This window comes from Cellulomonas sp. P5_C6 (assembly GCF_054049635.1).
In genome coordinates this window covers 1-8,914 of sequence record NZ_JBFULZ010000173.1, presented here as the reverse complement: position 1 = coordinate 8,914, position 8,914 = coordinate 1, and the positions used below count along the sequence as shown (strand labels likewise).

The following is an 8,914-nucleotide window of genomic DNA, read 5'->3' as shown; positions in this document are numbered from 1 at the left end:
CTGCTGGGCCACACGCTCGACGACCAGGCCGAGACGGTGCTGCTGGGCCTGGCGCGCGGCTCGGGCGCGCGGGCGCTGGCGGGGATGCCGGAACGGCGCGACCGGTTCCGGCGCCCGCTCCTCGCCCTGCGCCGCGCGGACACCCTCGGCGTCTGCGAGGCCCTGGGGCTGCGTCCGTGGCAGGACCCGACCAACGACCACGAGCACGCTGACGCCGCCCTGCGCAGCCGGGTCCGCGGCGAGGTCCTGCCGACGCTCGAGCGGGTCCTCGGGCCGGGAGTCGCGCAGGCCCTGGCGCGCACGGCGGCGCAGCTGCGCGACGACGCGGACCTGCTGGACGCGCTGGCGGCCGAGCTGCTGCAGGCCGCGGGCACGCAGGACGGGCTCGACGTCGACGTCCTCGCGGGTGCCCCGGCCGCCCTGAGGACGCGCGCCCTGCGGGCCGCCGCGATCGCCGCCGGCAGCCCCGCGGGCGCGCTGCACCGCGCGCACGTCCTGGCGGTCGACGCCCTGGTCACGGACTGGCACGGGCAGGGCTCGGTCGCCCTGCCGGGTGGGGTAGCGGCCCGCCGGGCGTGTGGCAGGCTTGCTCTGGGCCCGGCCCCCGCGTCGTAGCGGGAGCCAGCCGGGTACGTGGATCAAGAGGAGCAACTGCGGTGGACCCTGCGGACATGGGCGACGACCTCGAGCGGGTCCTCCTCACCGAGGAGCAGCTGCACCAGCGGCTCGACGAGATCGCGGCGGAGATCGACGCCGACTACGCGGGCAAGGACCTGCTGCTCGTCGGCGTGCTCAAGGGCGCGGTCATGGTGATGGCGGACCTGGCCCGGCGCCTGCACCACTCGGTGCAGATGGACTGGATGGCGGTGTCGTCGTACGGCTCCGGCACCAAGTCGTCGGGCGTGGTGCGGATCCTCAAGGACCTCGACGCGGACCTCACGGGCCGCCACGTGCTCATCGTCGAGGACATCATCGACTCGGGGCTGACGCTGTCCTGGCTCCTGTCCAACCTGCGCTCCCGCGGACCGGCCACGGTCGAGATCGCGACCATGCTGCGCAAGCCCGAGGCCTCCAAGGTCGACGTCGACGTCCGCTACGTGGGCTTCGACATCCCGAACGAGTTCGTCGTCGGCTACGGCCTGGACTACGCGGAGCGGTACCGGAACCTGCCGTTCGTCGGCACCCTCGCGCCGCACGTCTACGGGGCCTAGCAACGAGTGCGCCCTCGGTGAACACGGTCGGGCTGCCCCAGGAAGTCCGTGTAACTTCGAGGCCACCAGTCCCGCGAGCGGAGGTTGAGGGGCCCTGCCCCGATCGCCCATGAACGTCAAGCGACTAGCCCGAGGCCCCATCCTGTGGGTCATCATCGCCGTGATCCTGCTGTACATCGGCGCGTCCACGCTCGCCCAGCCGCGCATCAGCAAGATCGACACCTCCGACGGCATCTCCCTGCTCGCGGACGGCAAGGTCGACCAGGCGAAGATCACCGAGGGCGTCCAGCGGGTCGACCTCACGCTGAAGTCGGACTTCACGAAGGACGACAAGAACCTCGGCAAGCTCGTCCAGTTCAACTACGTCGTGCCGCAGGGCGAGTCGGTGGTCACCGCGATCGCGGACGCGGACCTCGACAAGGGCTACACGTCGGTCGTGCCCCAGACGTCGTGGTGGAGCAGCCTGCTCGGGCTGGTGCTGCCGTTCGTCATCATCCTGGGCATCTTCTGGTTCCTCATGTCGAACATGCAGGGCGGCGGCTCGCGCGTCATGAGCTTCGGCAAGTCGAAGGCGAAGCTGGTCAACAAGGAGTCCCCGCAGGTCACGTTCTCGGACGTGGCGGGTGTCGACGAGGCGGTCGAGGAGCTCCAGGAGATCAAGGAGTTCCTCGCGGAGCCGGCCAAGTTCCAGGCCGTCGGCGCCAAGATCCCCAAGGGTGTCCTGCTGTACGGCCCCCCGGGAACCGGCAAGACGCTGCTGGCCCGCGCGGTCGCCGGCGAGGCGAACGTGCCGTTCTACTCGATCTCCGGCTCGGACTTCGTCGAGATGTTCGTCGGCGTCGGCGCCAGCCGCGTCCGTGACCTTTTCAACCAGGCCAAGGAGAATGCCCCGGCGATCATCTTCATCGACGAGATCGACGCCGTGGGCCGTCACCGCGGCGCCGGCATGGGCGGCGGGCACGACGAGCGCGAGCAGACCCTCAACCAGATGCTGGTCGAGATGGACGGCTTCGACGCCAACGCGAACGTCATCCTCATCGCGGCGACCAACCGCCCCGACATCCTCGACCCCGCGCTCCTGCGTCCCGGCCGCTTCGACCGCCAGGTCGCCGTGGACCCGCCGGACCTCAAGGGCCGCGAGCGGATCCTCACGGTGCACTCGCAGGGCAAGCCGATGGCGCCGCACGTCGACCTCAACGTCGTCGCGCGCCGGACGCCCGGGTTCACCGGCGCGGACCTGGCCAACGTGCTCAACGAGGCCGCGCTGCTCACCGCGCGCACCGGCCAGGCGACCATCACGGACCACACGCTGGACGAGGCGATCGACCGCGTCATCGCGGGTCCGCAGAAGCGCACGCGGATCATGAACGCCAAGGAGATCAAGATCACCGCGTACCACGAGGGCGGTCACGCCCTGGTCGCGGCGGCGCTCCGGTACACGGACCCGGTCACCAAGGTGACGATCCTGCCGCGCGGTCGTGCGCTCGGGTACACGATGGTCATGCCGACCGAGGACAAGTACTCGACCACCCGCAACGAGCTGCTGGACACCCTGTCGTACGCCATGGGCGGSCGCGTSGCCGAGGAGCTCGTGTTCCACGACCCGACSACGGGCGCCAGCAACGACATCGAGAAGGCGTCGGCGACGGCCCGCAAGATGGTCACGCAGTTCGGCATGAGCGCCCGGCTCGGCGCGATCCAGCTCGGCCAGGCCTCCGGCGAGGTCTTCATGGGCCGCGACATGGGCCACGGGCGCGACTACTCCGAGGACATCGCCTCCTCCATCGACCTCGAGGTCCGCTCGCTCATCGAGCGGGCGCACGACGAGGCGTGGGAGATCCTGGTCGAGTACCGGGACGTTCTCGACGCGCTCGTGCTCGAGCTGCTCGAGAAGGAGACGCTCAACCAGGAGCAGCTGGCCAAGATCTTCGAGCCGATCACGAAGCGGCCGCCGCGTCAGGTGTGGCTCTCCAGCGACCAGCGCGCCGTTTCGGACCGCCCGCCCGTCATGACGCCCGCCGAGCTCGCGGCCCGCAACGGCAAGCCGATCATCCCCGAGGACGAGGCCGCCGAGGCCTTCGGCTTCCCCGGCGAGCACATCGTGCAGGTCCCGCCGTCGCAGACCCCGGACGCGTAGGGATGAGCAACGGGATCGGACCGGTGACCTCGCACGGGCCCGCCATCGGCGAGTACGACCAGGACCGCGTCGAGGCGGCCATCCGTGAGCTGCTCATCGCCGTGGGGGAGGACCCCGACCGCGAGGGCCTGCGCGAGACGCCGGCCCGGGTCGCGCGGTCGTACCGGGAGATCTTCGCCGGCCTCTACCAGGAGCCCGGCGACGTGCTGACCACCACCTTCGACATCGGTCACGAGGAGATGGTGCTGGTCAAGGACATCGAGGTGTACTCCACCTGCGAGCACCACCTCGTGCCCTTCCACGGGGTCGCGCACGTCGGCTACATCCCGGGCGTCGACGGCCGGATCACGGGGCTGAGCAAGCTCGCGCGCCTGGTCGACGTGTACGCGCGCCGTCCGCAGGTGCAGGAGCGCCTCACGTCGCAGATCGCCGACGCCATGGTCGCGGAGCTGGAGCCCCGCGGCGTGCTCGTCGTCGTGGAGTGCGAGCACCTGTGCATGTCGATGCGCGGCGTCCGCAAGCCGGGCTCCCGGACGGTGACCTCGGCGGTGCGCGGGCAGATGCGCGACGTCGCCACCCGGGCCGAGGCCATGAGCCTCGTGCTCGGTCGCTGACGCCGTCGCCGGCAGACCCTAGGCTCGGAACCGTGACAGGCCTCGGCCCCTCCGCCCGCCCGGCACCGCTGCCGGCAGCGCTGCACCACCTGCGACGCACGCTCGTCATGGGCGTGGTCAACGTGACCCCGGACTCGTTCTCCGACGGCGGGCGCTGGTTCACGCCCGGCGCGGCGGTCGCGCACGGGCTGGAGCTGCTCGAGCAGGGCGCGGACGTGCTGGACGTCGGGGGCGAGTCGACGCGGCCCGGCTCCCGGCGGGTCGCGGTCGAGGACGAGCTGGCCCGCGTCCTGCCGGTGGTCGAGGAGCTGGTGTCCCGCGGCGCGACGGTCAGTGTGGACACCACGAGGGCCGTCGTGGCACGCCAGGCGGTCGCCCGCGGCGCGGCGATGATCAACGACGTGTCGGGCGGCCTGGCCGACGACGACATGGTCCACGCGGTCGCGGAGACGGGGGCGGTCTACGTGGCGATGCACTGGCGCGGGCACGCGGACGTGATGGACGACCTCGACGACTACGACGACGTGGTGGCCGACGTGCGCCGCGAGCTGGCGGAGCGAGTGGCGGCGCTGCGGGCGGCGGGCGTGCGGGACGAGCAGGTGGTGCTCGACCCGGGCCTGGGCTTCGCGAAGTCGGGGGCCAGCAACTGGCCGCTGCTCGCCCGGCTGCCCGAGCTGGTGGCCGACGGGTTCCCGGTGCTGGTCGGCGCGAGTCGCAAACGGTTCCTCGGTCACCTGCTGGCCGGCCCGGACGGCGAGCCCGCCCCTCCGCTGGCGCGGGACCGGGCGACGGCGGCCGTGACCGCCCTGGCCGCGGCGGCCGGAGCCTGGTGCGTGCGGGTGCACGAGGTGACAGGCTCGGCCGACGCCGTCCGTGTCGCCGCGGCGTGGCAGGCTGCGGGTGCCGTGGCGGGAACCGGGGAGCACGTCGAGGACGACGAGGACGAGCTGGCCGTGGACGAGGACGCGAGAACAGGAGGGAGCACGCGGTGACGACGAACGACGAGAACCGGCAGGACGCGCTGGACGCCGGCGGGCGCCGGCTCGACCAGATCAGACTGACGGGCATCACCGCGACGGGCTACCACGGGGTGTTCGAGCACGAGCGCCGCGAGGGCCAGACCTTCGTCGCGGACGTCGTGGTCCACCTGGACACCCGCCGGGCCGCCGCGCGCGACGACCTGGCGCACACGCTGCACTACGGGGAGCTGGCGGAGCAGGTCGCGGCCGTGCTGTCCGGCGAGCCGGTCGACCTCATCGAGACCGTCGCCGAGCGGATCGCCGCGACGGTGCTCGCGTCCGGCATCGTGCAGGCCGTCGACGTCGCGGTGCACAAGCCGAACGCCCCCATCCAGGTCCCGTTCGGCGACGTCGTGGTCGCCATCCACCGGGACCGGTCCAAGCTGCCCGCGGCCGAGCCGTACCTGCCGCGGCCGGTCGCGGAGCCCCTGTCGCGGCCCGTGCCGACCGCGACGGCGACGTTCCCGGTGACGCCGGCGCCGGGCGGCGCGGTCGTGGCGTCGGCGGTGCTGCCGTCCGCGCCCTGGTCGGACGCGGTCGCCCCGGCCCCGGGTGCGCTGTCGGTGCAGGGTCCCGACGCCCCGACCACCGCGCTCGAGCCCTACGCGCCCGAGTCGGCCGCGGTCGACGGCGAGGTCGTCACCGACGTGCTCGACCAGGTGCCCGCCGGCCCGGTGCCCGTCGTCCTCGCGCTCGGCGCCAACCTCGGGCCCGCGCAGGAGACGCTGCGCCAGGCGGTCACCGACCTGGCCGGGACCCCCGGCATCGAGGTCGTCGAGGTGTCGCCGCTGGCCCGCACCGCGGCGGTCGGCGGCCCCGAGCAGTCCCCGGACTACCTCAACGCGGTGGTGCTGGCGACCACGACGCTCGCCGCCCGGGACCTGCTGCGCGCCACGCAGGCGATCGAGCAGGCGCACGGCCGCGAGCGTCAGGAGCACTGGGGTCCGCGGACCCTCGACATCGACATCGTGCTGTACGGCTCGGTGCTGGCGGTGACGGACGACCTCGAGCTGCCGCACCCGCGCGCGCACGAGCGCGCGTTCGTGCTGCAGCCGTGGGCGCAGCTCGACCCGCACGCGGTACTGCCCGGGCTCGGCGGCGGACCCGTCGGCGCGCTCGCCGCGACCGCSCCCGACCGTGACGGCGTGCGCTGGCTGGCGCTCGACTGGCTGACCACCGCGATCCCGGCCATCGGCAACGACACGGGTGCGGTCCCGACGCCTGGACCCGGCCCGGGGGCTGTGGACGCCTGATGCACCGCACTCGCTGGCAGACGCTGCTGCTGATCACGGTCGCCGTCGCCGCCGGCAGCTGGATCGTGCTGCGCGCCGTCGCGGGCCGCGGCGGGATGCTGCCCTCGGTCCCGTGGCTGGTGGTCGTGGTCGAGCTGCTCATCGCCGGCGTCGTGTTCTCCATGGGCTGGGCGGTGCGGCAGTTCCTGCGCGKCAAGCGGCCCACCCTCGACCCCATCCGGGCGGCGCGGACCGCGGTGCTCGCGAAGGCGTCCTGCTACACCGGCGCGCTCCTGGCCGGCTGGTACGGCGGGCAGGTGCTGGCGCTGGTCAGCGACCTGGACGTGCCGGGCAACGGCGGGCGTGCCGGGGCCGCGGCGGTCGCGGCGGGCGGTGCGGTGGTGCTCGCCGTCGTCGGCCTGGTGGTCGAGTGGTTCTGCCGGGTACCCCCTCCCGAGGAGGGTCCCGAGGTCGCCCGCGAGCGGCCCGCGCCCGACCCCACCGCCCCCTGAGCGGGTGGAAGGATGACTCCATGACCTCCGACGCCGTCCCCGGCACCAGCGAGCCGTTCGACCCCGCCGACGTCACCTGGACCCCGGTGTCGCGGCGGCTGATCGGCGCGCGGCTGACCGTGACGGCGATCGTGCTCACGCCGGTCCTGGTGCTGTGCGTGCTGCTCGCGGTCTTCGCCGGCGAGGCGTGGGTGTGGGCGTTCCCGGCAGCCGTCGTGGTGCTCGTCGGGTGGATCGCGTGGCTGGTGCCCCGGCAGGTGCGGGCGATGGCCTACGCCGAGCGCGCGGACGACCTGCTGGTGCGCCGCGGCATCATGTTCCGCTCGCTCGTCGTGGTGCCGTACGGCCGCATGCAGTACGTCGACGTCAACGCGGGCCCGTTGGCGCGCCGGTTCAAGATCGCCTCCGTGCAGCTGCACACCGCGTCCCCGGCGACGAGCGCCTCGATCGACGGCCTGCCGCCCCACGAGGCCGCGCGCCTGCGCGACCGGATGGCCTCGCGCGGCGAGGCGCGGCTGGCGGGGCTGTGACCAGCGGCGCGCCGGACGTCGAGACGCAGAGTGACGAGGACGTCACCGGCTGGCGTCGGATGCACCCGGTCACCCCGGCGCTCAAGGGCTGGAAGGTGCTCGTCGCGGTCCTGGCCATCGGCTGGTTCCAGATCGGCGAGAACCTCAAGCAGGCCATCGACCTCATGCACGGGACCGCGTTCCTCGCCCTGATCGGGGCGATCCTGCTGGTCGCGCTCGTCGGATTCGCGTACTCCGCGGTCGCGTGGCGGGTGACCCGGTTCGCGGTCACGGACGAGGCCGTCCACCTGCGCACGGGCATCCTGTTCCGTCAGCAGCGCCAGGCGCGGCTGGACCGGCTGCAGGCGGTCGACGTCGTGCAGCCACTGCTCGCGCGGCTCGTCGGGCTCGCGGAGCTCAAGCTCGAGGTGGCCGGCGGGAGCGGGTCGGCGGTGTCGCTGGCGTTCCTGCGGGAGGCCGACGCGGAGGCGCTCCGCGCGGAGCTGCTGGCCCTCGCGGCCGGGCTGCAGCGGCCGTCGGCGGCGCCGGCGGTGGTCGGCGGGGGCGCGGCGGTCGTCGATGGCGCGGCGGTCGTCGGTGACGCGGTGCAGGTCACGCCGTCCACCCGCGTGCCGCCGCAGCCGTTCGAGGTCGCCCCGGAGCGGCAGGTCTACGAGGTGCCGATGGGCCGGCTGGTCGCGGCCTCGCTGCGGTCCGGCGTGGTCCCGGTCCTCGTGCTGGTGGTCGCGGGCGCGATCACGCTGGCGATCGTGTCGCGGGACATCAGCGCGGCGTTCGTGCTGCTCGCGCCCCTGTTCGGTGGTGTCACGTTCGTGTGGAGCCGGATCAACCAGGGCGCCAACTTCCGCGCGGCGATCTCGCCCGACGGGATCCGGCTGCGGCACGGGCTGACCGAGGCGCGTGCGCAGACCGTGCCCCCGGGGCGCGTGCAGGCGATCCGGCTGCGGCAGGGACCGCTCTGGCGGGGGCCGGACTGGTGGCGCGTCGAGATCAACGTCGCCGGGTACGGCCAAGGCGACCAGCAGCAGCGCGACACCGTCCTGCACCCGGTGGCCACGCGCGGCGAGGCGATGACGGCCCTGTGGCTGGTGCTGCCCGACCTGGGCGTGGCAGACCCGGCGGCGCTCGTCGACGCCGCCCTCTCGGGCCTCGACGACGCCGGCGGCTTCACGTCTGCGCCGCGGCGGGCGCGCTGGGTCGACCCCGTCGGGTGGCGGCGGCACGGCGTGTTCGTCACCGAGCGCGCCCTGGTCACCCGGGCCGGACGCATCTGGCGCAGCGTCGACGTGGTGCCGCACGAGCGCACCCAGTCGCTGGGCCTGGCGCAGGGCCCCATCCAGCGGCGGCTCGGGCTCGCGTCGTTCGTGCTGCACTCCACGCCCGGTCCGGTGGCGCCGCGGGTCGAGCACCTCGACGCCGGCGTCGCGGCCGCGCTGCTGGACGAGCAGGCCGAGCGCGCCCGGAACGCCCGCGCGACCGCGACCCCCGAGCAGTGGATGCGCGCGGTGGGCGTGCCGACGAGCAGCCCGACGGCGGTGCCGACGACGCTCACGGGCGCGCTGCCGGCGACGCCCACGAGCGCGGTGCCGACGATGCCGCCCACCGACGCGGTGTCGACGACGCCCGTCCTCCCGGAGCCCACGGCCGCCGACCCGACCC

The 8,914-nt window shown here is 73.8% G+C and carries 9 protein-coding genes; all 9 read left to right on the top strand.

Annotated features, from left to right (window positions below; translation table 11 throughout):
- Positions 1-615 (top strand): ATP-binding protein (locus tag ACXJKG_RS16520; RefSeq protein ID WP_456846833.1); only part of this gene is annotated, 615 nt, incomplete at its 5' end.
- A 41-nt stretch (positions 616-656) separates the two neighbouring features.
- Positions 657-1,211 (top strand): hypoxanthine phosphoribosyltransferase, encoded by a 555-nt coding sequence (hpt, locus tag ACXJKG_RS16515; RefSeq protein WP_456846832.1) that lies wholly within the window; start codon positions 657-659, stop codon positions 1,209-1,211.
- Positions 1,212-1,320: 109 nt separating this feature from the next.
- Positions 1,321-3,348: an ATP-dependent zinc metalloprotease FtsH gene (ftsH, locus tag ACXJKG_RS16510; protein WP_456846831.1), complete on the top strand. Its 2,028-nt coding sequence runs from the start codon at positions 1,321-1,323 to the stop codon at positions 3,346-3,348.
- A 2-nt stretch (positions 3,349-3,350) separates the two neighbouring features.
- Positions 3,351-3,962, top strand: a complete 612-nt coding sequence (gene folE / locus ACXJKG_RS16505) for a GTP cyclohydrolase I FolE (protein ID WP_456846830.1) — start codon at positions 3,351-3,353, stop codon at positions 3,960-3,962.
- A 107-nt stretch (positions 3,963-4,069) separates the two neighbouring features.
- A complete protein-coding gene (folP, locus tag ACXJKG_RS16500) occupies positions 4,070-4,954 on the top strand; it encodes a dihydropteroate synthase (RefSeq protein WP_456846835.1) in 885 nt (294 codons plus the stop codon).
- On the top strand, positions 4,951-6,234 hold the full coding sequence (gene folK, locus ACXJKG_RS16495; protein WP_456846829.1) for a 2-amino-4-hydroxy-6-hydroxymethyldihydropteridine diphosphokinase: 1,284 nt from the start codon (positions 4,951-4,953) through the stop codon (positions 6,232-6,234). Before folP ends, folK begins: the two co-directional genes overlap by 4 nt.
- Positions 6,234-6,725 carry a DUF3180 domain-containing protein gene (locus ACXJKG_RS16490; RefSeq protein ID WP_456846828.1) on the top strand — a complete coding sequence of 164 codons (492 nt, stop codon included), beginning with the start codon at positions 6,234-6,236 and terminating at the stop codon, positions 6,723-6,725. The genes folK and ACXJKG_RS16490 overlap by 1 nt, the downstream gene beginning before the upstream one ends.
- A gap of 20 nt (positions 6,726-6,745) precedes the next feature.
- The gene (locus tag ACXJKG_RS16485) at positions 6,746-7,255 is read left to right on the top strand and encodes a PH domain-containing protein (protein WP_456846827.1); all 510 of its coding nucleotides are present in this window, start codon (positions 6,746-6,748) and stop codon (positions 7,253-7,255) included.
- A 59-nt stretch (positions 7,256-7,314) separates the two neighbouring features.
- Positions 7,315-8,914: PH domain-containing protein (locus ACXJKG_RS16480; RefSeq protein WP_456846834.1), on the top strand; the 1,600-nt coding region annotated here is incomplete at its 3' end.

What these genes read in the sequence shown, in the direction of transcription:
- folP (WP_456846835.1), top strand. Translation starts at nt 4,070, where the DNA reads ATGGGCGTGGTCAACGTGACCCCGGACTCGTTCTCCGACGGCGGGCGC.
- folE (WP_456846830.1), top strand. Translation starts at nt 3,351, where the DNA reads ATGAGCAACGGGATCGGACCGGTGACCTCGCACGGGCCCGCCATCGGC.
- ACXJKG_RS16485 (WP_456846827.1), top strand. Translation starts at nt 6,746, where the DNA reads ATGACCTCCGACGCCGTCCCCGGCACCAGCGAGCCGTTCGACCCCGCC.